The sequence below is a fragment of the Rhizobium sp. BT03 genome (assembly GCF_030053155.1).
In the GTDB taxonomy this organism is placed as follows: Bacteria; Pseudomonadota; Alphaproteobacteria; order Rhizobiales; family Rhizobiaceae; genus Rhizobium.
Genome location: NZ_CP125640.1, coordinates 1140563 through 1166946, shown reverse-complemented (window position 1 = coordinate 1166946; position 26384 = coordinate 1140563). Strand labels below are relative to the sequence as shown.

Annotated in this window: 26 protein-coding genes; 12 read left to right on the top strand and 14 right to left on the bottom strand. The window is 62.4% G+C overall.

The window, feature by feature from the left end:
* Positions 1 to 135: 135 nt before the first annotated feature.
* The gene (locus QMO80_RS05755; protein WP_283199219.1) at positions 136 to 885 is read left to right on the top strand and encodes a GH25 family lysozyme; all 750 of its coding nucleotides are present in this window, start codon (positions 136 to 138) and stop codon (positions 883 to 885) included.
* Between the two features lie 9 nt (positions 886 to 894).
* On the opposite strand, the gene QMO80_RS05750 is transcribed toward QMO80_RS05755, so the two are convergent.
* The 4 genes from QMO80_RS05750 to radA form a co-directional block, all read right to left on the bottom strand.
* Positions 895 to 1635 (bottom strand): SDR family NAD(P)-dependent oxidoreductase, encoded by a 741-nt coding sequence (locus tag QMO80_RS05750; protein WP_283199218.1) that lies wholly within the window; start codon positions 1633 to 1635, stop codon positions 895 to 897.
* 77 nt (positions 1636 to 1712) lie between these two features.
* Positions 1713 to 3203, bottom strand: coding sequence for an amidophosphoribosyltransferase (gene purF / locus QMO80_RS05745; protein WP_064837933.1), 1491 nt, complete (start codon positions 3201 to 3203; stop codon positions 1713 to 1715).
* Positions 3204 to 3353: 150 nt separating this feature from the next.
* Positions 3354 to 3971: a CvpA family protein gene (locus QMO80_RS05740; RefSeq protein WP_283199217.1), complete on the bottom strand. Its 618-nt coding sequence runs from the start codon at positions 3969 to 3971 to the stop codon at positions 3354 to 3356.
* A gap of 90 nt (positions 3972 to 4061) precedes the next feature.
* Positions 4062 to 5462 (bottom strand): DNA repair protein RadA, encoded by a 1401-nt coding sequence (gene radA / locus QMO80_RS05735; protein WP_283199216.1) that lies wholly within the window; start codon positions 5460 to 5462, stop codon positions 4062 to 4064.
* A gap of 163 nt (positions 5463 to 5625) precedes the next feature.
* Between radA and QMO80_RS05730 the strand changes: the two genes are divergently transcribed.
* A complete protein-coding gene (locus QMO80_RS05730) occupies positions 5626 to 6261 on the top strand; it encodes a LysE family translocator (RefSeq protein ID WP_283199215.1) in 636 nt (211 codons plus the stop codon).
* A gap of 8 nt (positions 6262 to 6269) precedes the next feature.
* Here QMO80_RS05730 and alr read toward each other — a convergent pair whose 3' ends face one another.
* Positions 6270 to 7436, bottom strand: a complete 1167-nt coding sequence (alr, locus tag QMO80_RS05725) for an alanine racemase (protein WP_283199214.1) — start codon at positions 7434 to 7436, stop codon at positions 6270 to 6272.
* Between the two features lie 189 nt (positions 7437 to 7625).
* On the opposite strand from alr, the gene QMO80_RS05720 reads away from it, so the two are divergent.
* From QMO80_RS05720 to QMO80_RS05710, 3 genes are all read left to right on the top strand, one after another.
* Positions 7626 to 8447 carry an AraC family transcriptional regulator gene (locus tag QMO80_RS05720; RefSeq protein ID WP_283199213.1) on the top strand — a complete coding sequence of 274 codons (822 nt, stop codon included), beginning with the start codon at positions 7626 to 7628 and terminating at the stop codon, positions 8445 to 8447.
* A 67-nt stretch (positions 8448 to 8514) separates the two neighbouring features.
* Positions 8515 to 9219: an AzlC family ABC transporter permease gene (locus QMO80_RS05715; RefSeq protein WP_283199212.1), complete on the top strand. Its 705-nt coding sequence runs from the start codon at positions 8515 to 8517 to the stop codon at positions 9217 to 9219.
* Entirely contained in the window at positions 9216 to 9518 is a 303-nt protein-coding gene (locus tag QMO80_RS05710; protein ID WP_283199211.1) for an AzlD family protein, read from the top strand. The genes QMO80_RS05715 and QMO80_RS05710 overlap by 4 nt, the downstream gene beginning before the upstream one ends.
* A 25-nt stretch (positions 9519 to 9543) precedes the next feature.
* Here QMO80_RS05710 and QMO80_RS05705 read toward each other — a convergent pair whose 3' ends face one another.
* The 7 genes from QMO80_RS05705 to QMO80_RS05675 all read right to left on the bottom strand — a co-directional run bounded on the left by QMO80_RS05705 (position 9544) and on the right by QMO80_RS05675 (position 17614).
* A complete protein-coding gene (locus tag QMO80_RS05705) occupies positions 9544 to 11040 on the bottom strand; it encodes a replicative DNA helicase (protein ID WP_283200119.1) in 1497 nt (498 codons plus the stop codon).
* Positions 11041 to 11369: 329 nt separating this feature from the next.
* Positions 11370 to 11948, bottom strand: coding sequence for a 50S ribosomal protein L9 (gene rplI, locus QMO80_RS05700; protein ID WP_049733920.1), 579 nt, complete (start codon positions 11946 to 11948; stop codon positions 11370 to 11372).
* 19 nt (positions 11949 to 11967) lie between these two features.
* On the bottom strand, positions 11968 to 12954 hold the full coding sequence (locus tag QMO80_RS05695; RefSeq protein WP_283199210.1) for a DUF2232 domain-containing protein: 987 nt from the start codon (positions 12952 to 12954) through the stop codon (positions 11968 to 11970).
* A 148-nt stretch (positions 12955 to 13102) separates the two neighbouring features.
* Positions 13103 to 13351 carry a 30S ribosomal protein S18 gene (rpsR, locus tag QMO80_RS05690; RefSeq protein ID WP_003547038.1) on the bottom strand — a complete coding sequence of 83 codons (249 nt, stop codon included), beginning with the start codon at positions 13349 to 13351 and terminating at the stop codon, positions 13103 to 13105.
* 14 nt (positions 13352 to 13365) lie between these two features.
* Positions 13366 to 13833, bottom strand: coding sequence for a 30S ribosomal protein S6 (gene rpsF / locus QMO80_RS05685; protein WP_085736761.1), 468 nt, complete (start codon positions 13831 to 13833; stop codon positions 13366 to 13368).
* Between the two features lie 275 nt (positions 13834 to 14108).
* On the bottom strand, positions 14109 to 16502 hold the full coding sequence (locus QMO80_RS05680) for a tetratricopeptide repeat protein (RefSeq protein ID WP_283199209.1): 2394 nt from the start codon (positions 16500 to 16502) through the stop codon (positions 14109 to 14111).
* Positions 16503 to 16570: 68 nt separating this feature from the next.
* Complete coding sequence (locus QMO80_RS05675; RefSeq protein ID WP_283199208.1) at positions 16571 to 17614, bottom strand: aldo/keto reductase; 1044 nt, start codon at positions 17612 to 17614, stop codon at positions 16571 to 16573.
* A gap of 216 nt (positions 17615 to 17830) precedes the next feature.
* On the opposite strand from QMO80_RS05675, the gene fabD reads away from it, so the two are divergent.
* The 7 genes from fabD to gmk all read left to right on the top strand — a co-directional run bounded on the left by fabD (position 17831) and on the right by gmk (position 24411).
* On the top strand, positions 17831 to 18775 hold the full coding sequence (gene fabD, locus QMO80_RS05670) for an ACP S-malonyltransferase (RefSeq protein ID WP_283199207.1): 945 nt from the start codon (positions 17831 to 17833) through the stop codon (positions 18773 to 18775).
* A gap of 32 nt (positions 18776 to 18807) precedes the next feature.
* A complete protein-coding gene (gene fabG, locus QMO80_RS05665) occupies positions 18808 to 19545 on the top strand; it encodes a 3-oxoacyl-[acyl-carrier-protein] reductase (protein ID WP_003578339.1) in 738 nt (245 codons plus the stop codon).
* Positions 19546 to 19830: 285 nt separating this feature from the next.
* Positions 19831 to 20067, top strand: coding sequence for an acyl carrier protein (locus tag QMO80_RS05660; protein WP_003547058.1), 237 nt, complete (start codon positions 19831 to 19833; stop codon positions 20065 to 20067).
* A 91-nt stretch (positions 20068 to 20158) separates the two neighbouring features.
* Positions 20159 to 21421: a beta-ketoacyl-ACP synthase II gene (gene fabF / locus QMO80_RS05655; RefSeq protein WP_283199206.1), complete on the top strand. Its 1263-nt coding sequence runs from the start codon at positions 20159 to 20161 to the stop codon at positions 21419 to 21421.
* Positions 21422 to 21600: 179 nt separating this feature from the next.
* Entirely contained in the window at positions 21601 to 22839 is a 1239-nt protein-coding gene (mltG, locus tag QMO80_RS05650) for an endolytic transglycosylase MltG (RefSeq protein WP_283199205.1), read from the top strand.
* Positions 22840 to 22857: 18 nt separating this feature from the next.
* Positions 22858 to 23745, top strand: coding sequence for a YicC/YloC family endoribonuclease (locus QMO80_RS05645; RefSeq protein ID WP_283199204.1), 888 nt, complete (start codon positions 22858 to 22860; stop codon positions 23743 to 23745).
* A gap of 3 nt (positions 23746 to 23748) precedes the next feature.
* Positions 23749 to 24411 (top strand): guanylate kinase, encoded by a 663-nt coding sequence (gene gmk, locus QMO80_RS05640; protein ID WP_003587504.1) that lies wholly within the window; start codon positions 23749 to 23751, stop codon positions 24409 to 24411.
* Between the two features lie 115 nt (positions 24412 to 24526).
* Here the strand turns inward: gmk and rsmA are convergent, their stop codons facing one another.
* Both rsmA and pdxA read right to left on the bottom strand, forming a co-directional pair.
* On the bottom strand, positions 24527 to 25354 hold the full coding sequence (rsmA, locus tag QMO80_RS05635) for a 16S rRNA (adenine(1518)-N(6)/adenine(1519)-N(6))-dimethyltransferase RsmA (protein WP_283199203.1): 828 nt from the start codon (positions 25352 to 25354) through the stop codon (positions 24527 to 24529).
* Positions 25354 to 26382 (bottom strand): 4-hydroxythreonine-4-phosphate dehydrogenase PdxA, encoded by a 1029-nt coding sequence (pdxA, locus tag QMO80_RS05630; protein WP_283199202.1) that lies wholly within the window; start codon positions 26380 to 26382, stop codon positions 25354 to 25356. The genes rsmA and pdxA overlap by 1 nt, the downstream gene beginning before the upstream one ends.
* Between the last annotated feature and the right edge of the window lie 2 nt (positions 26383 to 26384).

Here is a 26384-nt window from a genome sequence, read left to right as displayed (position 1 = left end):
CCGCGTTTTATGGCGTGGGAATGACGTTTGGTCAAGAGGGGCGACGAACGATCCGGCGGCACGGCTCGTCCGCCATTTTCGCGGCACAAATCGTTTATAGGGAGTTGGGAAGCGATTGAAAACAGGGGGAAATGCGTGAGAAGCTTGGTTCGGGGGACGATTGCGGCGACTGCAATTCTGGCAGTCGCATTGGCTGCATATCTGGCGTACGATTTCGGCATGTTTCGCTTCAACAATCCATCCTTAAGCCGCTATCCGATCCAGGGCATCGATGTCAGCCATCACCAGGGTGATATCGATTGGAAGACGGTGGCTTCGCAGCCGAACGTCCGCTTCGCGATCATCAAGGCAACCGAAGGCGGTGACCATAAGGATTCCAGGTTCGCCGACAACTGGCAGCGCGCCGGCGATGCCGGAGTGGTCAGGGGCGCTTATCATTTCTTCACCTTCTGCCGCCCGGGCAGGGATCAGGCGCAGAATGTCCTGGCGACCGTGCCCCAGCAGCCGGGAACTCTGCCCATCACTGTCGATCTGGAGTTCTTCGGCAATTGCAGCAAGGTCCCGACGGTCGAGGAAATGGCGACCGAGGTGAACGCCTTCTTCACCGAGCTCAAGGGCGCCTTTCCGGAAAAGCCGATCTTTTACGTCACCCGGGAATTCTACGATCAATATCTGAAAGGCAATGAAGCCCGCTTCCCCGACCATTACCTCTGGCTGCGGAGCGTATTCCAGGAGCCGGCGCAGGAAGGCTGCGGTCGCTGGTCGATCTGGCAATTTGCCGACAACGGCGCTGTCGACGGCATTCAGGGGGCGGTGGACCTCAATGCGTTTTGCCCGTCGGAGACAGGCTTCGCACATCTGTTCCCCGCCGTTGCAGCCAAGTGATCTTCTGGCTTACTCCGGCAGCCGGTAATCGACGAGCTTATTGTCCCGCACGATGAACAGCTTGCCCGTCTCGGTCACGCCGGGACCGACGAGCGGCAGGATCGCCTTGGCGACCTCGGAAGGATGCGGCAGCGTCTGCGGATCTTCGCCCGGCACGGCCTGCGCCCGCATTGCGGTGCGGGTCGCGCCCGGATCGACGCTGGTGATGCGCAGCGGTGTCGATTGGCTCTCGCCGGCCCAGGTCCGGGCCAGCGCCTCGACAGCAGCCTTGGACGCGGAATAGGCGCCCCAGAAGGGCCGGCATTTGTGGGCCGCGCCCGATGACAGGATGACGGCGCGGCCGGCATCCGAGCGGGCGAGCAGCGGGTCGACCGAGCGGATCAGCCGCCATGTCGCGGTGACGTTGATGGTCATCACCTTTTCGAAGACCTTCGCCTCGATGTGGCCGATCGGCGAAATGACGCCGAGCACGCCGGCATTGGCGACGAGGATGTCGAGTTTCCCCCAGCGTTCGAAGATCGAGCCGCCGAGCGCGTCGATCGCGTTCATGTCGGCAAGGTCGAAGGGCACCAGCGTCGCCGTGCCGCCGACGGCCGTGATCGCGTCGTCCAGATCCTCGAGCCCGCCGACCGTGCGGGCGCAGGCGATGACATGGGCGCCGGCTTTGGCGAGTTCCAGCGCCGTGAAATAGCCGATGCCGCGCGATGCGCCGGTAACGAGCGCGATCTTGCCCTCAAGATTGATGTTCATCTGCCCCGGTTCCGGATTTGCTTGCGAAGGCGAGGGGCGCAACAGCCCCTCGGAAGGAAGGTGGAAGCCGCGGCGGCTCAGCCGTTGCTGGCAAGCATCGAAAGCTTGTTGCCCATCGACTCGCCGTTCTTGTCGAGCAGGCGGGTCGGATAGTCACCGGTGAAGTAATGGTCGGTGAATTGCGGGCGGGCCGGATTGCGGTCCTCGCCGCCAACGGCGCGGTAAAGCCCGTTGATCGACAGGAAGGCAAGCGAATCCGCGCCAATATATTTGGCCATGGCTTCGACATCGGCATACTGGTTGGCCAAGAGCTTTTCGGCATCGGGCGTGTCGATGCCGTAGAAGTCGGGGAAGAAGATCATCGGGCTGGCGACGCGCAGATGGACTTCGCGCGCGCCGGCCTCACGGATCATCTGCACGATCTTGAGAGAGGTCGTGCCGCGCACGATGGAATCATCGACCAGCACCACACGCTTGCCTTCGATCATCGCCCGGTTGGCCGAATGCTTCAGCTTGACGCCGAAGGCTCGGATCTGCTGGGTCGGCTCGATGAAGGTGCGGCCGACATAGTGGTTGCGGATGATGCCGTATTCGAACGGAATGCCGCTTTCCTGCGCGTAGCCGAGCGCCGCCGGCGTGCCGCCATCCGGTACCGGCACGACCACGTCGGCCTCGACGGGCGATTCCTTGGCGAGGTTCATGCCCATGTTCTTGCGCGTCGTGTAGACGTTGCGGCCGCCGACGACCGAGTCCGGCCGGGCGAAATAGACATATTCGAACAGGCAGAGGCGCTCCGGCTGCGGCTTGCCGGGCTTGCGGGCATCGATGCTGATCGAGCCGTCGGGCTGGATTTCGCAGATGACGACTTCGCCGTTTTCGACATCGCGGATGAACTTGGCGCCGATGATGTCGAGCGCGCAGGTTTCCGAGCAGAAGATCGGCTTGCCGTCGAGTTCGCCCATCACGAGCGGGCGGATGCCGGTCGGGTCGCGCGCGGCAATCAGCTTGGTGCGCGTCATCGCGAGCATCGAATAGCCGCCCTCCATCTGGCGGATCGCATCGATGAAGCGGTCGGATGTGGAGGCATGGCGGGAGCGGGCGATGAGGTGGAGGACCACCTCGGTATCGGAGGTCGACTGACAGATGGCGCCGGTCGCGATGATCTGGCGGCGCAACGTCAGGCCGTTGGTGAAGTTGCCGTTATGAGCAATGGCGATGCCGCCTTCCTCGAGTTCGGCAAAGAGCGGCTGCACGTTGCGCATCGCCACTTCGCCGGTCGTCGAGTAGCGCGTATGGCCGATCGACATGCTGCCGGGCAGGCGGGCGAGCGTCATCGGGTTGGTATAGTGGTCGCCGACGAGGCCCATATGGCGCTCCTGATAGAAGCGTTTGCCGTCGAAGGAGACGATGCCGGCCGCTTCCTGCCCGCGATGCTGCAGGGCATGCAGGCCGAGAGCCGTCAGGGTGGCGGCATCGGGATGTCCCAGAATTCCGAAAACCCCGCATTCTTCATGCAGCGTATCTCCGTCGAGCGGATCGTCGGTGGGCAAGGAATGGGACTGGTTCATTTCTGCGGGCCTCTGCTCTCACAAGAATGGATCGGCATTTCCAGAAATAATTGAAGCCCGACGGAGCTGGAATGCCCGGCCGGACCCCTCATTTCACATCCCGCTCAAATGGCAATTGCCGAAAGGCGGGTCAAGCTCTTGAACACTGTGTCAATTCGCCGGCTGCTGTGTGCCGCCTGCAGGCGCGTCTTCCGCCGGAGCCTGATCGGTGCTCGGCGGCGTGGCGCCTTCGCCGCCCTGTGCCGGCGACTGCATCTTATCACGGAAGCTTGCCTGTATCATCTGGGCAAATTGCTCCGGCAGAACCGACCTCATCTTCACGACCATTGAATCCAAAAAGGGTTTCGATTTCGCTTCGTTGACCCAGGCCGGGCGGTGGTCGACATCGACCAGCCAGTTCCAAAAGGCGACGGCGACGACCATGAGCAGCATGCCGCGCGCCGCCCCGAATAGGAAACCGAGCGTGCGGTCGAGCGCGCCGACGCGGCTGTCGATGATGAAATCTGCGATCTTCATGGTGATGAAGGAGATGATGATGAGCGCGATCAGGAAGACGACCGCTGCCGAGCCGGCGATCGCGATGCGGTCGTCATCTGTGTATTTCTTCGCATAGGGCATCAGGTACGGATAGAGGTAATAGGCAGCCGCCGCTGATCCGCCCCAGCTTGCGATCGAGAGAATCTCGCGCGAGAAGCCGCGGACCATCGCCAGCACGGCGGAGAAGAGCACGACGCCGATGACAATACCGTCGAAAATCGTAATGGGCATGTAAATTCAACTCCAGGACTGCCGCTTGGCGGCCGTGTCGTGCCTTATCGTGTGCCTCCTATATCATTACCAATCTTGGCAATGAAAGGATCAAACCTCGTCTTCCACACGCAGCGCCCCCTTCGACCCGGCGATGCGCGCGACCAGATCCGGCAGGCTTTCGACCTCGCTCCAGCGTCCGCCGGAACCCTTCGGCAGTTCGGCGGAGGCGGAGGGAAGCAATGCTGCGGAAAAGCCCAGCTTCTCGGCTTCCTTGAGGCGCTGGGCGGTGTGCGCAACCGGCCGGATGGCGCCCGACAGGCTGACTTCGCCGAAATAGACGCAATCGGCGGGAAGGGCAATACCGGCAAGCGAGGAAACGAGCGCCGAGGCGACGGCGAGATCGGCTGCCGGTTCGCTGATGCGGTAACCGCCGGCGACGTTGAGATAGACGTCGTGCTGGCCGAGCCTGACGCCGCAATGGGCTTCGAGCACCGCCAGGATCATCGACAGCCGGGCCGAATCCCAGCCGACCACGGCGCGCCTGGGCGTGCCGAGCGAGGTCGGCGCCACCAGCGCCTGGACTTCGACGAGCACGGGGCGCGTGCCTTCCATGCCGGCAAAGACCGCGGCGCCCGGCGATTTCTCGTTGCGCTCGCCGAGGAAGAGTTCGGAGGGGTTGGCGACCTCGCGCAGTCCTCTGTCCGACATTTCGAAGACGCCGATCTCATCTGTCGGGCCGAAGCGGTTCTTGACCGTGCGCAGGATGCGGTAGTGATGGCCGCGATCGCCCTCGAAATAGAGCACGGCGTCGACCATATGCTCGACGACGCGCGGGCCGGCGATCTGCCCGTCCTTGGTCACGTGGCCGACCAGCACCATGGCGGCCCCCGTCTGCTTGGCGAAACGGATCATCGCCTGAACGCCGGTGCGCACCTGGGTCACCGTTCCCGGCGCGGATTCGGCAAGTTCGCTCCACAGCGTCTGGATGGAATCGATGATGACGAGGTCCGGCCGCTTGCCCTCGGCCAGTGTCGCCAGAATATCCTCGACATTGGTTTCCGCCGCCAGCATCACATCGGTATCGGCGGCCGCAAGCCGCTGCGCCCGCAGCCGGACCTGGGCGACGGCCTCTTCGCCGGAGACATAGATGATCTTGTGGCCGCGCCGCGCGAGGGCGGCGGCCGCCTGCATCAGCAGCGTCGATTTGCCGATACCGGGATCGCCGCCGATCAGCACCGCCGAGCCGCGCACGAAGCCGCCGCCGAGCGCCCGGTCGAGCTCCGACATGGCGGTATGGATGCGCGGCGCCTCCTCGATCTCACCAGACAGCGCCGTCAGCGCCACCGGCCGGCCCTTCTTCGGCGTCTTGCCGGGACCGGAGCCGATCCCGCCCATCGGGTCTTCTTCGACGATGGTGTTCCACTCGCCGCAGTTCTCGCATTTACCGGCCCAGCGGTTATGAACCGTGCCGCAGTTCTGGCAGATGAATTGTGTCCTGGCCTTCGCCATCGAATACTCTTTCAGTCCGGGTCCCGAGTGAAGCAGACGCGTGCTTCATCGAATCATTGTCGTGCCTGAGATAATGGCTATCGCGACGGATCAAAACTAATGATTTTCCCATCAGCGCCTCTCGTGCCTATCCTTCGCCTCTGTTCATCATGAACGGTGGAAGATGTTCGATTATTCGCTTGCGCACTGGTTTGCATTTCTCTCGGCGGCGGTTCTGCTCAACCTCTCGCCCGGGCCCGATATCGCCTTCATCCTCGGTCACACGATGAGAGGCGGAAAGCGTGCCGGTTTTTCCGCGCTGTTCGGCGTCTGGTCCGGCGCCTGCCTGCATGTCCTGATGGCGGCGCTCGGTCTTTCCGCCGTGCTCGCCGCTTCCTCAGTCGCCTTCTCCGCGGTCAAATGGATCGGCGCCGCCTATCTTGTCTGGCTGGGAATCCAAGCTCTGCGCGCCGGCGGCGGCAATGGCTTGATAAAGGCTGCCGGTGAAAGGTTGCCGGCGTCGAAAATCTACCGGCAGGGAATTCTGGTGTCGCTGCTCAATCCGAAGGTGGCGATTTTCTTCCTGGCCTTCCTGCCGCAATTCGTCGTCGATGGAGCGGGGCCGGCATGGGCCCAGCTCATGCTCCATGGCGGGCTCATCATCGTCGTTGCCGCCTTCATCGAGCCGCCGCTCGTCCTTCTCGGAGGGCGCCTTGCCGATGCGCTCAGGCATAATCAAAAAATCGGGCTATGGCTTGATCGTGGCCTCGGCGCGCTTTTCCTGGCGCTCGGCTTCCGCCTTGCGCTCAGCAGCCGCTGACGGGGAAGCTACTCCTCGTCGGCGACATAGCGCCGTTCGTGGCGCAGCCCCATGCTGGTCAGGATCTCGTATCCGATCGTGCCCGCCGCCCGCGCCACCTCGTCCAGGGGCATGTTCTTTCCGAACAGCTCGACATAATCGCCGGCGCGCACGGCGTTGTCGGGAAGGTCGGTGATATCGAAGATCGTCAGATCCATGGTGATCCGGCCGGCGACCGGCACCTTGTGCCCGGCAATAAAGCCTTGCCCGCCCTGCGGCACGGCCTGGCGCAGCGGCACGCCGCCGCTCGACAGGCCGCGCATGTAACCGTCGGCATAGCCGGCCGAAGCGATCGCCAGCCGGCTTTTGCGGCGAAGCTGCAGCGCCCGCCCATAGCTGACGGTCTCGCCGGCCTCGACGCTGCGCACCTGGATGATGCGCGCTTCCGCGGTTGCCACAGGCCGCATCGGATTGGCCAGGCCGCAGACCGCTTCGCCGCCATAAAGCGCGATGCCGGGACGGGTCAGGTCGAAGTGATAATCCTCGCCGAGGAAAATGCCGGCCGAGGCGGCAAGGCTTGAATCGATGCCTTCATAAGCGGCGCTAACCCTGTGGAATGATTCGAGCTGCTGCCGGTTCATCGCATGACTGGGCTCGTCGCCGCAGGCGAGATGGCTCATCACAAGCACCGGTGCAAAGCTCGCCGGCCGCGAAACGTCGTCGGCCAGCGCAATCGCATCGTCCATGTGCAGTCCGAGCCGGTTGAAGCCGGTATCGACATGCAGCGCGCAGGGGTAATCGCCGTAATCGGCAAGCACCGCCATCCAGAAGGCGAGCTGCTCGTCGGAGGAAATCACCGGCACCAGATCGTTTTCGAAGAAGCGCCGCTCGGTGCCCGGCCATATGCCTGAGAGCACAAAGATGCGCGCCTCGGGCGCATAAAGGCGAAGCGTGACGCCCTCATCGACTGTGGCAACGAAGAAATCCCGGGCGCCTGCCATATAGAGCGCTTCGCCGGCATCCTCGATGCCCATGCCATAGGCATCCGCCTTGACGACGGCTGCGGCGCGCGCGCCACCGGAGCGGCGCGCCATATCCCGCCAGTTCTCCGTCAGCGCAGTCAGATCGACGGTCAGCCGCAGGCCGGCGGAAGCGAAAAGATCGTCATCTTCAAAGGGGATGGGAAAATCTGTCATGAATCGCCGTGAACTAATGGGAGAAAATCGCCTGGGCCAGTCTAGAGAGCATTATGGCCAAGGGAAAGCACAGGCGGTCAAATACCACCCTTTGCCTGTCGTATGATCACTTTTGTTCAAGACGCGTGCAGGCTTCCACGATAATCTTGGTGGATGCAGAACGTATCGCAAAAAGAGGCGGCGGAGGCCATGCCGCTTGCGAACGTGGAATCGGCCCGCTTCTGGCGGGATAGCCGCTTCCGCGGCATGGAGTGTTTGACCGCCACCTTCCTGACGCACGAATATGCGCCGCATGCCCATGACACGTTCAGCATCGGCGCGATAGAAAGCGGCAGCCAGATCGCCACTCTCAGCGGCAGGCGGGAGGAAACCGGCCCGGGCGACCTTTATCTCATCGATCCCGGTGTCATCCATGACGGCGCCCCGGGCGGCGAGGGCTACCGCTACCGGATGATCTATCCCGACATGAAACTGTTCGTCGATATTCTGGAGGATGTCACCGGCAAAGCCTTCCATGCGACGCCCTCGTTCTCCGGTGGGCTTCCACGCGATCCACAGCTCGCCAATGCCTTTCACGCCGCCCATCGAACGCTTGAGAGCGGGGCAGGTGCGCTGGAATCCGATGAGGGAATGTTTTCGGTGCTGGCAGCGATCTTTGCGCGTCACGGCAGCGCAATCATCGTTCCTGTCGATACGCAGGAACGAAGCGCGGTGGCGCGTGCCCGCGAATACCTCATCGAGAACTTCGACAGCGATGTCGGCCTCGATGAACTGGCCGGAGTGGCGGGCTTGAGCCGCGCTCATCTCATCCGCGCCTTCCGCAAGGAATATCACATCACCCCGCACGCTTTTCTGACGGATCGGCGTGTGCAGGTGGCCCGTCGGCTGCTGCGGCAGGGGGGCATGCCGGCCGATATTGCGCTCGAATGCGGTTTTGCCGATCAGGCGCATTTCACCCGGCACTTCAAGGCACGCACGGGCGTAACGCCCGGCCAGTTCCGCACGGGCTGATCACTTTCGTTCAATACGGCCATGACGGGCTGGGCTAATCCTCCGCGATCTTAATCGGGAGGTTGCCATGTTGCAGCACAGCCGGCCATCCGGCGAATTTCTTGACGGAATGCGCGCCATTTTTCCGCTCGTTGTCGCCGTGTTGCCGATCGGCCTGGTGTTCGGCGCGGTCGCGGCCACCAAGGGGCTTTCCCCATTGGAAACGACGCTGATGAGCGCGCTTGTCTTTGCGGGCGGTTCGCAATTCGTGGCCATGGACATCTGGACCCATCCGGCAAGCTGGATCGGCGTCGGCTTTGCAGCCCTGCTGGTCAATATCCGCCACGTGCTGATGAGCGCGTCGATCGGCACGAAGATGCAGTCCTTCTCCGGCGTCAAACGGTATATCGCCATGCTCTTCCTCGCAGACGAGCTGTGGGCCATGGCGGAATTCCGGGCTGGAGCCACGCGGCTGACACCGGCCTGGTATGCCGGCATCGTCACGCCCTTTTACCTTACCTGGGTCGGCTCTTCGCTGGCGGGCGCACTGCTCGGCGCCTTCCTCGGCAATCCAGCGGTCATCGGCCTCGACTTCGCTTTTCCGGCGGTCTTCATCGTGCTCGTCATGGGTTTCTGGAAGGGGCCGGAAACCGGCGCCGTCCTTGCGGCAAGTGCCGCCGCATCCGTTGCGGTCCACCACTTCGTGCCGGGGGTCTGGTATATCGCCGCCGGCGCTCTGGCCGGGCTGGCAACTGCCCTCTGGCAGGGCAGGGCGCGGGAGCAGGCGGCATGACGCTCGATCTCAACATCATGATCGCCATCCTCGCCATGGCCGTCGCAACGGTGTTCACCCGCGTCAGCGGCCTCCTGTTGCTCCGTCATGTCGAGATGAATGAGCGGCGGAGAACGGCGATCGAGGCCATTCCGCCGGCCGTGCTGATGGCGGTCATCGCCCCGACCGCCTTTGCGGCGGGTTGGGCGGAGACGCTCGCCTGCGCGGTAACGGCAATCGCCGCGCGCCGTCTGCCGATGCTCGTGAGCGTCGTGATCGGCGTCGCAACGGTTGCCCTGTTGCGGGCCACCGGGCTTTAAACGAACATTGACGCGGGAAACCGCGTCAATGTTCCTCGTAATGTATGAAGGAAGGATCGGCGAGATCGGCAAAACGGGTGAATTCCGACTGGAAGGCGAGCTTCACCGTGCCTGTCGGCCCGTGACGCTGCTTGGCGATGATGACATCGGCCGTGCCCTTCACCTTGTCGAACAACGCTTCCCATTCCGGATATTTCGGATCGTTGATATCCCGCGGCTCCTGGTTCTTGACGTAATATTCCTCGCGGAACACGAAGAGTACGACGTCGGCGTCCTGCTCGATCGAGCCAGATTCGCGAAGGTCGGAAAGCTGCGGCCGCTTGTCGTCGCGGCTTTCGACCTGACGCGAGAGCTGCGACAGGGCGATGATCGGAACGTTGAGCTCCTTGCCCAGTGCCTTCAGGCCGGTGGTGATCTGGGTGATTTCCTGCACGCGGTTGTCGCTTGATTTTCCCGAGCCGGTCATCAGCTGGATGTAGTCGACCACCAGCACGTCGAGGCCGCGCTGACGCTTGAGACGGCGCGCGCGCGCCGAAAGCTGGGCGATCGAGATGCCGCCGGTCTGGTCGATATAGAGCGGCACCTTCTGCATCATCATCGAGCAGGCGACGAGCTTTTCGAAATCGGCATCGTTGATGTCGCCGCGGCGGATCTTCGAGGAGGAGACTTCCGTCTGCTCGGAGATGATACGGGTGGCAAGCTGTTCCGACGACATTTCGAGCGAATAGAAGCCGACGACGCCGCCATTCTTCGCCTTCATGCTGCCGTCCGGCTGGACTTCGCCTTCGTAGGCGGCGGCGATATTGTAGGCGATATTGGTCGCGAGCGAGGTCTTGCCCATGCCGGGGCGTCCGGCAAGGACGATCAAGTCCGAACGCTGCAGGCCGCCCATCTTGGAATCCAGCGAATGGATGCCGGTGGAAATGCCGGAAAGACCGCCATCGCGTTCCTTGGCGACGGCCGCCATGTCGATTGCCAGCGCAACCGCATCGTTGAAGGCCTGGAAGCCGCCGTCGTAGCGGCCGTTTTCCGCCAGTTCGAAGAGGCGGCGTTCGGTATCCTCGATCTGCGACTGCGGCGGCATGTCGAGCGGCGCGTCATAGGCGATGTTGACGACATCCTCGCCGATGGTGATCAGCGCCCGGCGCAGCGCCAGGTCGTAGATCGCCCGGCCGTAGTCCTCGGCATTGATGACGGTGACGGCATTGCTGACGAGGCTCGCCAGATATTGCGAAACCGTCATGTCGCCGACCTTCTCGTCGGCCTTCAGGAAGGTCTTGATCGTCACCGGATTGGCGATCTTGCCCATGCGGATGATGTCGCCGGCAACCTCGAAGATCTTCCGGTGCAGCGGTTCATAGAGATGGATCGGCTTCAGGAAGTCCGACACCCGGTAATAGGCGTCGTTGTTCATCAGGATGGCACCCAGAAGCGCCTGCTCGGCTTCGATATTGTTGGGTGCTTCGCGATAATGCTGCTCAGAGGGAGCAACAGCTGCAATCTTTCGAGCGGCGTCGTTCATCATCATCCGTTCTGTCTTTTTCCAGCTCCGGATTTGCAATTCCGGACGCGAAAATCAAGAGGCTGCGAAAGGAGCAGGCGCCCGCTTCGCTGAAATCCTGAACGCTGTGCACGTTGTTCGACTTCTCCACAGTCCCGGGCGACACACAGGAGAAATACTGGCAGTGTCACCCGGACGACACGGCATGGCGCCGACTCAGCCCATCCGTTTCGGAGAATGCTATTTTAGCGCGATGCCATAGGGCACGCAGCAAAAACATCCCGACCATCCCCAACGAAAAAGCCCGGCGCGATGGCCGGGCTTCCCTCACGCGGATCGCTCCGGCGATATTATGCTTCGTCTTCGTCGACGCCGTCGGCTTCCGGATCGAAGAAATCCTCAGGACGCAGGGCGTCTTCGTCGACACCGTAGATGGCGTCGACCGAGGTGAGTTCTTCACCCTTGGCCTGGCGCTCTGCCTCTTCGGCGGAACGGGCAACGTTCAGCTCGACGTGGATTTCGACTTCGGCATGCAGCTGCAGCTCGACCTTGTGCAGGCCGATCGCCTTGATCGGCGTGTTGAGGTGAACCTGGTTGCGGCCGATGTTGAAGCCTTCGGCGGCGAGAATTTCGACGACGTCACGGGCAGCGACCGAGCCGTAGAGCTGGCCGGTTTCGCCGGCGGAGCGCACGACGATGAACGACTTGCCGTCGAGAACGTCGGCGACCTTCTGGGCTTCCGACTTGCGCTCGAGGTTGCGGGCTTCGAGCGTCGCACGCTCGGCTTCGAAGCGGGTCTTGTTGGCGGCGTTGGCGCGCAGCGCCTTGCCGAGCGGCAGCAGGTAGTTACGGGCAAAGCCGTCGCGAACCTTTACGGTTTCGCCCATCTGGCCGAGCTTGGAGATGCGTTCGAGAAGGATGACTTCCATTTTTTTACCTTTCTGTGTCTCAGATTTTCGTGTCGGATTGTTTGGGGGCATCAGCATCTTTCGTCGGGGTCAGCGCGATCGCCTTGCGGGTATCGCTGAGACCGAGGACGAGGATGAGGAAAGCTGGCAGCAGCATGAGCATCGAGGCCAGGTAGCTGAGGATGAGGGCCGGCAGGCGCCAGTCCTTGCCGCGCGTGCGGAAATGCAGCGAGGCGAAACCGGACAGCATGAAGCCGGCGCCGAAGGTGCCGATCACCGTCGCGCCGATCAGCGCCGGCACGCCGCCGAAGAAGCAGGCGGCAAGCCCGGCGAGGAAGATGAAGATCGAGTTGCGGTTCATGCGCAGCGACGAGGGGATGTCCTCGCGCGGGCGAAGGCCGCGGCCGGACGCTGCGACGATGCGCACGGCGATATAATAGGCGGCAAACAGCATGGAGACCCACATACCGCCCTGCACGGCCGGCAGCATCAGCACGATCAGCGATTTGGTCTGCGCGGTCGCCGCCGGATCGGGCATGAATTCCGGCTGCTGTTCCTTGACCGAGGCGATCAGCAGGTCGACGATCTGATCGGTGATCGCAGGCCCATAGCCGATCATCACGCCGATGACGATGACGGCGAGCGTCACCAGGCCGCAGAGATGCAGCAGGATATCGGAGAGCGGATACCAGGCAAGCAGATGGTCCGGGCCGCCGAGTTCGGAAGCGGGCCGCGCGAGATTGGCGAGATGGCTGAGCCAGCCGGCCGGCAAGAGCGTCACCAGCGTCATGATCAGCGCGAAAGAGGGGGATATGATGGCCGCGCCGAGCGCTGCTGCCGTGACGACGGCGGCGATTGCCGCGGCATTGCCCCATCCGAGCCCGACGATCAGAATCGGAAGCGCCGAGGCCGTATAGAGCAGCGCGCTGAAAAACGACGGCTGCATGCTCGCGCCCAGCATCAGCAGGAAGGCGGTCAATCCGGCGAGTGCGCCGATCAGCAGCGTTTTAAGGTCAGGTCGGTTCAAGGTCGCTGTCCTGCTTCATCAAGCAGTTAGAGGATGTTGCTGAATCGAATTCAGAAACGTCTCAACATGGGTTTTTAGAGTTCCGATCCACGCCCATCGCGGAAGGGAGGCAACCCCCGGATCTGCAATCCGGGGGTCGCATATTCTATCAGGCTACGACGTAGGGCAGCAGGCCGAGGAAACGGGCGCGCTTGATCGCCTGGGCGAGTTCGCGCTGCTTCTTCTGGGAAACGGCCGTGATGCGCGACGGAACGATCTTGCCGCGCTCGGAAATGTAGCGCTGCAGCAGACGTACGTCCTTGTAGTCGATCCGCGGCGCGTTGGCGCCGGAGAACGGGCAGGTCTTGCGGCGGCGATGGAACGGGCGGCGGACCGGAGCGGAGGAAGTTTCAGACATATCTTGGATCTCCCTTATGCACGGTCTTCGCGCGGACGGCGCGGACGGTCTTCGCGGTCGCCGAAGCCACCTTCACGCGGCGGACGGGGGCCACGGTCACGATCGCCGAAGCCGCCTTCACGCGGGCCACGGCCGCCTTCACGCGGACGGTCGTCGCGGTCGCGCTTCTGCATCATGGCAGACGGACCTTCTTCATGCTTCTCGACGGCGATCGTCATGTAGCGAAGAACGTCTTCGCTGATGCGCATCTGACGTTCCATTTCCTGGACGGCAGCAGCCGGTGCATCGATGTCCATCAGGGCGTAGTGCGCCTTGCGGTTCTTCTTGATGCGGTAGGTGAGGGACTTGAGGCCCCAGTTCTCGATACGCCCGACTTTACCGCCGTTAGCTTCGATCACACCCTTGTACTGTTCTACGAGGGCATCGACCTGCTGAGCGGAAATATCCTGCCGGGCAAGGAATACATGTTCATAAAGAGCCATGACAGCTTTGCCTTTCTTGCGTTTGGTTCAACCCGATATTCGGCGGCTAAGCCTCAACGACTGCTCCTGATTGGGCGGACCCAGGCAAGAAAGCGTTTTTCGAGACGGTCGAGAGCGGAGACACGGGAGGCTGGAACGCTTCCGTTCCGAACGATTTCCGAGGAAACCGGCCCTCCGTTCAGCCACCAGCCAGAAGACCGGGTTAACGAACAGCGCGGCTTATACGGATTTTTCGGGGAAAGGCAAGAGTTGGAAGGGAAATTCGCAAGAGATGCCTAGCTGCTTGTGTGGGTTGCCTCTAATCGTTGAGCCAAATCATCCGGAATCCAGGCCTCGGTCGGTGCAAGCTTGCCCGAGATGCTCAGAGTCAGCGCTATTTTCAATGCCATTGCATAGTGCGTCGATGCATTCTCCGGTTCGCATTCAGCTAACTTCACCAAGCTCGTGATCATACCGCGCTGCCATTCGACATTGTCGGGATCGCGCTCGATAAGCGTTTTTCGAATGTCGATGCTGTCCTGATAGGCCTGAAGAGCGCCCTTGGCGTCGCCTTCGGCCCGACGCATGTCGCCGATCCTGTCATAGCTGATGGAAAGATCGTGCTGCCATTCGGCATTACCGGGATCGCGTTCGGCAAGCGCCTTTGCGATATCGATGCTGTCCTGATAGGCCTGAAGAGTGCCCTTTGCGTCGCCTTCGGCCCGACGCATGCCGCCGATATTGTCATAGCTGATGGAAAGATCGCGCTGCCATTCGGCGTTGCCGGGATCGTGTTCGGCAAGTGTTTTTCGAATGTCGAGGCTGTCCTGATAGGCTTGCAGAGCGCCCTGGGCGTTACCGTCGGCCTGACGGATGTTGCCGATCTTGTTGTAGCTGAAGGAAAGATCCCGCTGCCATTGGGCATTGCCGGGATCGCGTTCGGCAAGTGTTTTTCGAATGTTGAGGCTGTCCTGATAGGCTTGCAGAGCGCCCTTGGCGTCGGCTTCGGTCCGACGGATGTCGCCGATCTTGTCATAGCTGACAGAAAGATCTCGCTGCCATTGGGCATTGCCGGGGTCGCGTTCGGCAAGTGCCTTTGCGATATCGAGAGCGTTCCGATAGGCTTGAAGAGCGCCCTTGGCGTCGCCCTCGGCCCGGCGGATGTTGCCAATATTGTCATAACAAATGGAGAGATCTCGCTGCCATTCTGCGTTGCTGGGATCGCGCTCGGCAAGTGCCTTTGCGATATTGAGACCGTTTCGGTAGGCTTGAAGAGCCCCTTTGGCATCGCCTTCCGCCCGGCACATGTCGCCGATCCTCTCGTACAAAACACCAATTGCACGTTCGTCTCCTACCTTAAACGCAGCCTCCAAGGCCGCTTCAAATGCAGCAACCGCGTTCAAACGCTGGCCCGTTTTTCGCAGTTCGTCGCCAAGTTGATCCCATCGCCATATTAGGTCGGGATCGAGCATCAGCGCTTGTTGTAAAGCTGCAACTACGCCGCCGTGATCGTAAAGAGGCATAAGTATATCTGCTTCTTCGAGGAAAAGTCTCGCATCTTCCTTGTCCTGATCGCGCCGTTGCAAGGCTTGCTTCCTCTGCGCTTCGCGCACGGTTGCGAGTGCACCTTCGATATCCAGGGTTTCCAGCTTCTTGCGTGCGGCGTTAATGGCGCGATCGATTTCGGGATGATCATTGTGAATGATCGCCAGTGTCCGGGAGCGGGCAAGAAGGTCATCCACTGCATCGGCGAGCACCCGGGCGATCTTGTCCCGGGGTACATCGGAATGACCAATCAACCGCGCGAGAACAGGTTCCAATTCTTTTACAGGGATGCCCTTTTCCTCTGACACGAAATCGAGAATCCGCGCCTGCATCTCCATCTGCTCATTGTGGCGTCGTTCGGCCTCTCTTTCTGCTGTAGTTTGTCCGTCGAGGACCCGGCCTATCTTCTTATCGACAGAATCCAGAATGGCGCCGATCCGCGCCAGTTGCTCCGCATTCCATATCGCCTTGAATGCCTCGTTGTCCTTTAATCTTCCCGAGGCCGCCCGGACGAAAAGATCGTGCCAGCCGTCATTTCCGTTCGTACCACCGTGGAAAGCGGCCATTAATAGGGCGGGTAAGGTGTCGCCGATCTCGACGGACAATTCCCTGAGCACGTTATCTTCCAGTTCTTTGCGGACAGTGGCCGCATCAGGCGCAGCACCGCTTCGAGCGGCGAGAGCGGTTTCATAGGCTGTGGGCAGGATGCTGAGAATGTTTTTTTCTTCCGCGGATGCCGCACCGTCGCTGTTGAACTTCCGCGCTTCCTTCAGATAGGACCATAGCAACGCTGAGACGCGCTCAGCTTCGACCTGCCGCATATCGTTGAAATCGTTGCGGCCTGCTTCGTCGAAACGTGCAAGGATCGTTTCGGTCGCGTCGAGGTGCGAAAGTCGCAGCGCCATTATAATATGGTGATTGCGGTCAATCTCTGGATGGCGCCTGAAGAGTGCGGCCGCGTAACGGTCACCAAAAGCGGTGTAGGCAGCGTGAGCTTCGTTGCCGGCGATATCACCGGCAAGCCCGGCAGCGATTCCCAATGCTTTGGTCGCAACGCCGGACGTAGTTCCCGTCGGATCCACCGCTAAAGCGGAGCCGGCTATCGCTAGAACGACGGCTCCTATCCCCTTACCAATAATCGACATTCCATCCCCTCTTGCCGAGCCGAAGCGTAACATCCGGCATTGCACGGTCAAGGAGAGTGGAGTGATTTTTACAGCGGCAGTGGATACTGCCGATGCACCTTGGCGATCTCCGCCAGTGCCTCGGCCGAAAGCGTCAGGTCGGCCGCGCCGATGTCGACTTTCAACTGCTCCATCGAGGTTGCGCCGATGATGGCCGAGGCCATGAAGGGTCTCGACAGGCAGAAGGCGAGCGCCATGGCCGCCGGGTCGAGACCGTATCTGGCGGCGATCTCCAGATAGGCCTTGGTCGCCGGTTCCTGCAGCGGCTGCAGGCGGCCGCCGATATCGTGGTTGATCGAGCCGCGCGAGCCCTTCGGCCTGGCGCCACCGACATATTTGCCGGTCAGGATGCCGCCGGCGAGCGGCGAATAGGCGAGCAGCCCGACATCCTCATGATGGGAAAGCTCGGCGAGATCGAGATCGAAATGGCGGTAGAGCAGGTTGTATTCGTTCTGGACGCTGGCGACCCGCGGCAGGCTCTTCTGTTCTGACAGCGTCAGGTATTTCTGGATGCCCCAGGTGGTTTCGTTGGAAAGGCCGATCGCCCGGATCTTGCCTTCCTTCACCAGTGCCCCGAGCGTTTCCAGGATGTCGAGCATATTGGCGACGGCCTTGTCGCGATCCTGGGTAAAGGGATCGTAGCTCCAGTTCTGACGGAAATGGAAATGGCCGCGGTTCGGCCAGTGGATCTGGTAGAGGTCGACATAGTCCGTCTTCAGCCGCGCCAGGCTGGCCTCGAGCGCCAGCCGGATATTCTTTGCGTCGGCGCCTTCGCCGCCGCGTATATAGTCGCGGCCGCGGCCGGCGACCTTGGTGGCGAGCACGATATCCCCGCGTTTGCCTGATTTTTCGAACCAGCTGCCGATATAGTCTTCGGTCCAGCCCTGTGTTTCAGGCGAAACCGGGGTGGTCGGGTAGAGTTCGGCGGTATCGAAGAAATTGACGCCCTTTTCGACGGCGTAATCCATCTGTGCATGGGCGTCGGTTTCGCTGTTCTGCGAACCCCAGGTCATGGTGCCAAGGCAGATTTCTGAAACGGAAATGTCGGTGCGGCCGAGTGAATTATACTTCATGAGAAAACCTTGGGAGAGAGCTGAAGCCTTGGGGAGGACCGGGCAAATCTAGGCCGGATTTGGCCGAGCGCAAGAGCAAAGACCTGGCTTTTGCGCCGGTGCGAAAGGCTTTGCGGAGAAAGAGCCGCCACTTGACTCTGCCGGAAAGAATGTCAATTGGAGGCAAAACGCCTCGCGGGGCGCGCGCAATCAGGGGCATGAGCCAGGGACACGAGAATGACCATTGCTTTCACTTTTCCCGGTCAGGGCAGTCAGGCCGTCGGCATGGGCAAGGACTTGGCCGAGAATTTCGCCGAAGCCCGCGCCGTTTTCGACGAGGTCGATGAGGCGCTCGGTGAAAAGCTTTCGGACGTCATGTTCAACGGTCCCGAGGATACGTTGACCCTGACGGCGAACGCCCAGCCGGCGCTGATGGCCGTCTCGATCGCCGTCATCCGCATTCTTGAGGCCAAGGGGCTGGATCTGAAGTCCAAGGTTGCCTATGTCGCCGGTCACTCGCTCGGCGAATATTCGGCCCTTTGCGCGGCGGGCACCTTTTCGCTCGCTGACACGGCTCGGCTGTTACGCATCCGCGGCAATGCCATGCAGGCGGCCGTCCCCGTCGGCGTCGGCGCCATGGCGGCGATCATCGGGCTCGAACATGCCGACGTCGTCGCCGTCTGCGAAGAGGCTGCGGCGACCGGCGCCTGCCAGATCGCCAACGACAATGGCGGCGGCCAGATCGTCATCTCGGGCGAGAAGGCGGCCGTCGAAAAGGCTGCCGGCCTTGCGACCGACAAGGGCGCCAAGCGCGCCATCCTGCTGCCGGTCTCCGCTCCCTTCCATTCCAAGCTGATGGCTCCCGCCGCCGAGGCCATGCGCGCGGCGCTGGCGACGGTCGCCAAGTCCGATCCGGTCGTGCCTCTCATCGCCAATGTCCGCGCCGCCCCGGTGACGGGTGCCGATGAGATCGCCAGCTTGCTCGTCGAGCAGGTGACAGGTCAGGTCCGCTGGCGCGAGACGGTGGAATGGTTCGCCGGCAACGGCGTCACGACGCTTTATGAACTCGGTTCCGGCAAGGTGCTGACCGGCCTTGCGCGGCGCATCGACAAGACAGTCAGCGGCATCTCCGTCAACGGTCCGGCGGATATCGACGCGACTGTTGCCGCCCTCATGGCCTGATTGGTATTTCCAGAGATATAAGGAACGTTTCCATGTTCGATCTTTCCGGCCGCAAGGCTCTCGTCACCGGCGCATCGGGCGGTATCGGCGAGGAAATCGCCCGCCTTCTGCATAAGCAGGGCGCCATCGTCGGCCTGCATGGCACCCGCGTCGAGAAGCTGGAAGCGCTGGCGGCCGACCTCGGCGAGCGCGTCAAGATCTTTCCGGCAAACCTCTCCGACCGCGATGAAGTCAAGGCGCTCGGCCAGAAGGCCGAAGCCGAACTCGAAGGCGTCGATATCCTCGTCAACAATGCCGGCATCACCAAGGATGGCCTCTTCGTGCGCATGAGCGACGAAGATTGGGACGCCGTTCTCGAAGTGAACCTGACGTCGACTTTCCGCCTGACGCGCGAATTGACGCATCCGATGATGCGCCGCCGTTATGGCCGCATCATCAACATCACCTCCGTCGTCGGCGTCACCGGCAATCCGGGCCAGGCCAACTACTGCGCCTCCAAGGCCGGCATGATCGGCTTCACCAAGTCGCTGGCGCAGGAAATCGCCACCCGCAACGTGACGGTCAACTGCGTCGCGCCCGGCTTCATCGAAAGCGCCATGACCGGCAAGCTGAACGACAAGCAGAAGGAAGCGATCATGGGGGCGATCCCGATGAAGCGCATGGGCACGGGCGGGGAGGTCGCTTCGGCGGTCGCTTATCTTGCATCCTCCGAGGCCGCCTATATGACGGGTCAGACGCTGCACGTAAACGGCGGCATGGCGATGATCTGAAACGACAAACCGCCGGCATGCGAGTATTTCCGCCAATAGCATGTTGAGCAATCACGAACCGTTGATTTTCTCGCTTTGCGGCAGACCTAAAGCATGTTAAGCGGGCCATGACTGTCAACAGTCGTCCCGAGAAAGCAGACGGACCGGCGCGCTTTTTGCAAGCCTGGGACATCTCTGAAGCCGGGTAAACGAGTTTGCCGAGGATGTCTGAAAACATCGCAGGCTGAAACAGGGTAGGGTGCCGCAACGGCATTCCGATCAGGACATAAAGTCGAGGAAACCGACATGAGCGATATCGCAGAACGCGTAAAGAAAATTGTTATTGATCATCTTGGCGTCGATGCCGACAAGGTCGTCGAGAGCGCCAGCTTTATCGACGATCTGGGCGCCGACTCGCTCGACACGGTCGAACTTGTCATGGCTTTCGAAGAAGAATTCGGCGTTGAAATTCCCGACGACGCTGCCGACTCGATCCTGACGGTCGGCGATGCCGTGAAGTTTATCGAGAAGGCCCAGGCCTGATCCTGTAAGTTTGAGAAAGGGCGGGCCTGGAGTCCGCCCTTTTCTTTTCGGCATATTTCTCCATAGAACATAAGACGGGGGGAAGCACGCGATGAGACGTGTCGTCATAACAGGTACCGGCATGGTATCACCCTTGGGATGCGGAACAGAGGTGACGTGGTCGCGGCTGCTGGCCGGTCAGAACGGCGCCCGCCTCGTCACCGAATTCGAGGTCGACGACCTTCCCGCCAAGATCGCCTGCCGTATTCCCATCGGCGACGGCACCGACGGCACCTTCAATGTCGATCAGTGGATGGAGCCGAAAGAGCAGCGCAAGGTCGATCCCTTCATCATCTACGGCATGGCCGCCGCCGAGATGGCGCTTGCCGATGCCGGCTGGCATCCCGAGACCGATGAGGACCAGATCGCCACCGGCGTGCTGATCGGCTCCGGCATCGGCGGCATCGAAGGCATCGTCGAGGCGGGCTACACCCTGCGCGACAAAGGCCCGCGCCGCATCTCCCCCTTCTTCATTCCCGGCCGCCTGATCAACCTCGTCTCCGGCCAGGTCTCGATCCGCCACAAGCTGCGCGGACCCAATCATTCGGTCGTCACCGCCTGCTCGACGGGCGCGCATGCGATCGGCGATGCCGCACGGCTGATCGCGCTGGGTGACGCCGACGTCATGGTCGCCGGCGGCACGGAATCTCCCGTCAGCCGCATTTCGCTCGCCGGCTTTGCTGCCTGCAAGGCACTGTCGACCCAGCACAACGACGACCCGCAGAAGGCCTCGCGCCCCTATGACCGCGACCGTGACGGCTTCGTCATGGGCGAGGGTGCCGGCATCGTCGTGCTCGAGGAACTGGAACACGCCAAGGCGCGCGGCGCCAGGATCTATGCCGAAATCGTCGGCTACGGCCTGTCGGGCGATGCCTATCACATCACCGCGCCGTCCGAAGACGGTGAGGGCGCCGGCCGCTGCATGGCGATGGCGCTGAAGCGAGCCGGCCTGACGCCGGCCGATATCGATTACATCAACGCCCACGGCACTTCGACCATGGCCGACACGATCGAACTCGGCGCCGTCGAGCGGCTGGTCGGCAATGCGGCGTCGAAGATCTCGATGTCCTCGACCAAGTCGGCGACGGGGCACCTTCTCGGTGCCGCCGGCGCGATCGAGGCGATCTTCACCACGCTTGCCATCCGCGACAATATCGCGCCGCCGACGCTCAATCTCGACAATCCCGAACGCGAGACGGCGATCGATCTTGTCCCGCACAAGGCGCGCGAGCGGGAAATCAATGTGGCGCTGTCCAACTCGTTCGGATTCGGCGGCACGAATGCGTCGCTCGTCCTGCGCCGCTACGCGCAATAACAGCCAGCGCGGCGCAATAAGTGTCCCTTGCGCCGCGACGGCCGCTCCTCTGCATTGCGCAGCAGCGCCTGCGGGCGCATAACGACCGGCAGCGGCGCCGTTGAACGGCGGCAGAACCTGCTTTTGCCGCATTGCTTCGCGAAATAGCGAAGTGAGGGTCAAGTTTTAGAGGATTGCCGGTGAGCGATACGACGAACCAGAGCAACGATACCCCGCAGGGCGAGAACGGCCGGCAAGCGCAGAAGGGACCGATCATCCCGAAGTCGCCGAGCGAAGCCCTGCGTCCGGAGCGCGTTCCGGAGCCGCCGAAACGGTCCAAGAAAGCCCGCGGCCAGGTCGTTCTTTTCCTGAATTTCATCATGACGATGGCGGTGCTGGTCTGTGTCGTCGCCGTCATCGGCTTCTACTACGCCACCTCGACCTATCGGAATCCCGGTCCGCTGCAGACCAACACCAATTTCATCATCCGCAATGGCGCGGGTCTCGCCGAAATCGCCACGAACCTCGAGCGCAATGCGATCATCAGCGATGCCCGGATCTTCCGCTATCTCACGGCGACGCATCTGTCTGCCGGCGAGAGCCTGAAGGCCGGTGAGTATGAGATCAAGGCCAGGGCCTCGATGAGCGATATCATGGAGCTTCTGAAATCGGGCAAATCCATTCTCTATTCCGTTTCCTTCCCCGAGGGCCTGACGGTCCGCCAGATGTTCAACCGCATGCTGGAGGATCAGGTACTGGAAGGCGACCTGCCGGCCGCGCTGCCTGAAGAGGGCAGCCTGCGCCCGGATACCTACAAGTTCTCGCGCGGCACCAAGCGCTCGGAAATCATCCAGCAGATGGCGGCGGCACAGCAGAAAATCGTCGATCAGATTTGGGACAAGCGCGACTCCTCGCTGCCGCTGCGATCCAAGGAAGAGTTCGTCACGCTCGCCTCGATCGTCGAAAAGGAAACCGGCGTTGCCGACGAACGCGCCCATGTCGCCTCGGTTTTCCTGAACCGGCTGGGCAAAGGCATGCGCCTGCAGTCCGATCCGACGATCATCTACGGCCTCTTCGGCGGCGACGGCAAACCGGCCGACCGGCCGATCTACCAGTCGGACCTGAAGCGCGACACGCCATACAACACCTATGTCATCAAGGGGCTGCCGCCGACGCCGATCGCCAATCCGGGTAAGGATGCGCTTGAGGCCGTCGCCAATCCCTGGAAGACCCAGGACCTCTACTTCGTCGCCGACGGCACCGGTGGCCATGTTTTCGCGGCGACGCTCGAGGAGCACAATGCCAACGTCAAGCGCTGGCGCAAGCTCGAAGCCGACAAGGGCTCGGACCCGAATATCGCAGTCGACGGCCAGCCTGAGGAGCAGCCGGCCGATGACGGCGCTGCCGTCACGCCGCCGAAGAAAAAGAAGATCAACTGATAGCTTCTGGAGGCTCGTATGGCTTTGCAGTCCATGACCGGTTTTGCGCGGCGCGAGGGAACGAGCGGCCGCTGGCGCTGGGCATGGGAACTGCGCTCGGTCAACGGCAAGGGCCTCGACCTGCGCCTGCGCCTGCCGCCCGGCCTCGAACGCATGGAGGCGGACGTCCGTCGCCTCGCCGGCGAAAGCTTCAGCCGCGGCAACCTGCAGGCATCGCTCTCCGTCACCGCCGACGAGAACCGCTTCGAGGCAGTGCTGAACAGGCAAGCACTTGCCGCCGTGCTTGCCATGCGCGAGCAATTGGACGGTATCATCGATCCGTCGCCGCTGAAGCTCGATACGCTGCTTCTGGTGCGCGGCATCGTGGAATTCCGCGAAAGCGAGGACGGCGAGGAGGCGCTTGCCGCCCGTGACGCCGATATCACCGCCGGCCTGTTGGCAGCACTTGCCGATCTCCGAGCCATGCGCGAACAGGAAGGGGCGGCCCTGACCCGCATTCTTCTCGACCATGTCTCGACGATCGAAGGCCTGGCGCGGACGATCGCGGCCGATCCCTCACGCTCGCCGCAGGAGATCGCCGCGCGGCTTGCCGCGCAGGTCGCCTTGCTGATGGACGGCCTGGCCGCGCTTGACCGCGACAGGCTGCATGCCGAAGCCGCACTGCTGGCGACCAAGGCGGATCTGCGCGAGGAAATCGATCGCCTGAAGGCGCATATCGCCGCAGCCCGCGATCTCCTGGTGAAAGATGGCCCTGCCGGGCGCCGGCTGGACTTCCTTGCACAGGAATTTAACCGCGAATCGAATACCATCTGTTCGAAGTCGAATGCCTCGGCAGTTACCGCCGCCGGCATCGAGCTGAAAGTCGTGATCGACCAGTTCCGCGAGCAGGTCCAGAATTTGGAGTAGGATATGAATCCGGCGAAATCCTCGCCCGTCCAGATCGCCCGCCGCGGTCTGATGCTTGTTATCTCGTCGCCGTCGGGCGCCGGCAAATCCACCATCGCGCGCACGCTGCTGGAGAAGGACAGGCAAATCGGGCTCTCCGTCAGCGTCACCACGCGCCAGCGCCGCCCGAGCGAAATCGAGGATGTGCATTACCACTTCAAGAGTGTGCGCGAGTTCGAGCGGATGCGCGACAGCGACGCGCTGCTCGAATGGGCCGAGGTGCATGGCAATTTCTACGGCACGCCGCGCGAGCCGGTCGAGCAGGCCATGGCCGAGGGCCGCGACATGCTCTTCGACATCGACTGGCAGGGCGCCCAGCAATTGCAGGAGAAGATGTCGGCCGACGTCGTCTCGATCTTCGTGCTGCCGCCGACCATGACCGAGCTGCAGTCGCGGCTGCACCGCCGCGCCGAGGATTCCGAGGAGGTCATCCAGACGCGCCTCGCCAACAGCCGTGCCGAGATCGCCCACTGGCGCGAATATGACTACGTCATCGTCAACGACGACCTCAACGCCGCCTTCGACGCCGTCCAGTCGATCGTCAAGGCCGAACGCCTGCGCCGCGACCGCCGCCATGGCATGTTCGATTTCGTCCGCGAGCTGCTGGAAGAGACGCCGTCGCTTTAGAGCATGTCGCGCAATAGTGTGCAGCGCTTTTGCCAGGCAAAGCGCGACGCGCTTTTGCCGCAACGACATGCGAGAAGACCTAAAGCGCAAGGAGCGAAGCTGATCGCGATGCGCTTTAGAGCGAATTCGCAAGCAGGCAGAATTCCTCGACCGACAAGGTTTCTGCCCGCCGTGCCGGATCGATCCCGGCCTTGACGAGCAGGCGCTCGCCGCCGAGCGGTTTGAGGCTTTGACGTAGCATCTTGCGGCGCTGGCCGAAGGCCGCCTGCGTTACTTTTTCCAGATTGCCGACGGCGCAGGGGATGGGGTTTTCGCGCGGCGTCAGATGCACGACCGTCGAGGTTACCTTCGGCGGCGGCGTGAAGGCTTGCGGCGGCACGTCGAAGGCCATGCGCGCCTGCGTCCGCCAGCCGCAGAGCACGCCGAGGCGGCCGTAATGGTCGTCGTCTTCGCCGGCGACGATACGCTCGCCGACTTCCTTCTGAAACATCAGCGTCAGCGACTGCCAGAATGGCGGCCAGGCCTTCGGCAGCAGCCAGTTGACCAGAAGCTGCGTGCCGACATTGTAGGGCAGGTTGGCAATGATCTTGACCGGTCCATCAGGCGCCAAGGCCTCGAAATCGGTCTTCAGCGCATCGCCTTCGATCACCTCCAGCCGGCCGGGATAATGATCGGCGATCTCGGCGAGCGCCGGCAGGCAGCGTGTATCCCGCTCGACGGCGATAACCTTTTTGGCGCCGAGCGCCAGGATTGCCCGCGTCAATCCGCCCGGGCCGGGGCCGACCTCGAAGACGGTCGCCTCTTCGAGCGCGCCCGCCGTGCGGGCGATTTTCTGCGTCAGGTTGAGGTCGAGCAGGAAGTTCTGCCCGAGCGCCTTGCGCGCATCGAGGCCGTGACGCTGGATGACGTCGCGAAGCGGCGGCAGGCCATCGAGTGCTGCCATCAGCGACGGCTTTCCGCTGTGCGGCCGAGCTGGGCGGCGAGCTTCAGCGCCGCAATCAGGCTCTGCTCGCGCGCCAGTCCCTTGCCGGCGATGCCGAAAGCGGTGCCGTGATCGGGCGAGGTGCGCACGAAAGGAAGCCCGAGCGTGACGTTGACGCTGTCGTCGAAACCGAGCGCCTTGGCCGGGATCAGTGCCTGATCGTGATACATGCAGACGGCGACATCGTATCGCGCCCGCGCCTCGTCATGGAACATCGTGTCGGCGGGCAGGGGCCCGATCGCATCGATGCCCTCGTCGCGCAGGTGCTCGATCGCCGGGCGGATGACATCCTCGTCTTCTCTGCCGATCGTCCCGTCTTCGCCCGCATGCGGGTTGAGGCCGGCAACGGCGAGCCGCGGCGCCTCGATGCCGAAGCGCCGCCTCAAGTCTTCATGGGCGATCCGGCAGGTTTCCACGATCAGGTCGCCGGTCAGCGCCTGCGGCACCTCGCGGACCGGAATGTGGATGGTGACGGGAATGGCACGGAGCTTCGGCCCCGACAGCATCATGACAGGCGTCACCGGCCTGCCGGACGCCCTGGCGGCGAGATCGGCGAGAAATTCGGTATGGCCGGGAAACCGGAAACCGGCCTCGTAGAGCACGGATTTGGCGATCGGGTTGGTAACGACCGCGAGCGCCTCGCCGCTGATGACAAGCGACACAGCCCTCTCGATCGCCGCGATCGTGCCCTTCGCCGTTGCCGCATGCGGCTCGCCGGCCACCACTTCGATACCGGCCGGCACCGTCATGACCGGCAGCGCATCGGCAAACATACCGGCAGCCTCGCTGGCATTATCAATCTCGCGGATCGAAACGGAAAGGTTGAGCTGGCGGGCCCGCAACGCCAAGACATCGGGATCGCCGATCAGGAAGAAAGGCGGCAGCCCGAGTTCACGCCGCCGCAGCCAGGCCATCAGCGTAATATCCGGCCCGATGCCGGCGGGGTCGCCCTGGCTCAGCGCAAGCGGTCGCGAAAACGGTATCGTCATCG

Excerpts from the sequence above, each read along its gene's own strand:
- pdxA (WP_283199202.1), bottom strand. The coding sequence starts at position 26,382 with ATGACGATACCGTTTTCGCGACCGCTTGCGCTGAGCCAGGGCGACCCC.
- rplI (WP_049733920.1), bottom strand. The coding sequence starts at position 11,948 with ATGGAAGTCATCCTTCTCGAACGCATCTCCAAGCTCGGCCAGATGGGC.
- rpsR (WP_003547038.1), bottom strand. The coding sequence starts at position 13,351 with ATGTCTGAAACTTCCTCCGCTCCGGTCCGCCGCCCGTTCCATCGCCGC.
- fabG (WP_003578339.1), top strand. The coding sequence starts at position 18,808 with ATGTTCGATCTTTCCGGCCGCAAGGCTCTCGTCACCGGCGCATCGGGC.
- QMO80_RS05660 (WP_003547058.1), top strand. The coding sequence starts at position 19,831 with ATGAGCGATATCGCAGAACGCGTAAAGAAAATTGTTATTGATCATCTT.
- QMO80_RS05680 (WP_283199209.1), bottom strand. The coding sequence starts at position 16,502 with ATGTCGATTATTGGTAAGGGGATAGGAGCCGTCGTTCTAGCGATAGCC.
- QMO80_RS05730 (WP_283199215.1), top strand. The coding sequence starts at position 5,626 with ATGTTCGATTATTCGCTTGCGCACTGGTTTGCATTTCTCTCGGCGGCG.
- QMO80_RS05710 (WP_283199211.1), top strand. The coding sequence starts at position 9,216 with ATGACGCTCGATCTCAACATCATGATCGCCATCCTCGCCATGGCCGTC.
- fabF (WP_283199206.1), top strand. The coding sequence starts at position 20,159 with ATGAGACGTGTCGTCATAACAGGTACCGGCATGGTATCACCCTTGGGA.
- QMO80_RS05645 (WP_283199204.1), top strand. The coding sequence starts at position 22,858 with ATGGCTTTGCAGTCCATGACCGGTTTTGCGCGGCGCGAGGGAACGAGC.
- rsmA (WP_283199203.1), bottom strand. The coding sequence starts at position 25,354 with ATGGCAGCACTCGATGGCCTGCCGCCGCTTCGCGACGTCATCCAGCGT.
- QMO80_RS05740 (WP_283199217.1), bottom strand. The coding sequence starts at position 3,971 with ATGCCCATTACGATTTTCGACGGTATTGTCATCGGCGTCGTGCTCTTC.
- radA (WP_283199216.1), bottom strand. The coding sequence starts at position 5,462 with ATGGCGAAGGCCAGGACACAATTCATCTGCCAGAACTGCGGCACGGTT.
- QMO80_RS05750 (WP_283199218.1), bottom strand. The coding sequence starts at position 1,635 with ATGAACATCAATCTTGAGGGCAAGATCGCGCTCGTTACCGGCGCATCG.
- QMO80_RS05715 (WP_283199212.1), top strand. The coding sequence starts at position 8,515 with ATGTTGCAGCACAGCCGGCCATCCGGCGAATTTCTTGACGGAATGCGC.
- QMO80_RS05705 (WP_283200119.1), bottom strand. The coding sequence starts at position 11,040 with ATGAACGACGCCGCTCGAAAGATTGCAGCTGTTGCTCCCTCTGAGCAG.
- purF (WP_064837933.1), bottom strand. The coding sequence starts at position 3,203 with ATGAACCAGTCCCATTCCTTGCCCACCGACGATCCGCTCGACGGAGAT.
- fabD (WP_283199207.1), top strand. The coding sequence starts at position 17,831 with ATGACCATTGCTTTCACTTTTCCCGGTCAGGGCAGTCAGGCCGTCGGC.
- rpsF (WP_085736761.1), bottom strand. The coding sequence starts at position 13,833 with ATGGCTCTTTATGAACATGTATTCCTTGCCCGGCAGGATATTTCCGCT.
- QMO80_RS05675 (WP_283199208.1), bottom strand. The coding sequence starts at position 17,614 with ATGAAGTATAATTCACTCGGCCGCACCGACATTTCCGTTTCAGAAATC.
- alr (WP_283199214.1), bottom strand. The coding sequence starts at position 7,436 with ATGACAGATTTTCCCATCCCCTTTGAAGATGACGATCTTTTCGCTTCC.
- QMO80_RS05720 (WP_283199213.1), top strand. The coding sequence starts at position 7,626 with ATGCCGCTTGCGAACGTGGAATCGGCCCGCTTCTGGCGGGATAGCCGC.
- gmk (WP_003587504.1), top strand. The coding sequence starts at position 23,749 with ATGAATCCGGCGAAATCCTCGCCCGTCCAGATCGCCCGCCGCGGTCTG.